Source organism: Corynebacterium sp. MSK073, assembly GCF_030232085.1.
Lineage (GTDB): Bacteria > Actinomycetota > Actinomycetes > Mycobacteriales > Mycobacteriaceae > Corynebacterium.
On record NZ_JASPIY010000055.1, the window covers coordinates 1 to 253 of the forward strand.

Here is a 253-nt window from a genome sequence, read left to right on the forward strand (position 1 = left end):
CTACTTTTACTACGTTTTCAGCGTTTCTTATCGCAGCGATTATCTCCACAGTGGTCTATTTAGCGTTTTATCGTAGAAAATACCGAGCTACGGAAACACCGCATCCCCCCATGAAAATGACAACTGCAGCAAGCCTCAATCTGTTTACTGCGGGCGCTTTCTGCTTATTCTATGTTTCCACTACTTTGATGCAGCCCACTGCAGCAAGTGTCATCGAAACAGGAGTCGGCCCTTTTATTGTCGCAGTAATAAT

1 protein-coding gene is annotated in these 253 nt (G+C 44.7%); it reads left to right on the plus strand.

Annotation, left to right across the window (positions count from 1 at the left end):
- The coding region (locus tag QP970_RS11655; protein ID WP_284869974.1) for a hypothetical protein at window positions 1–253 on the plus strand (253 nt) is incomplete at both ends.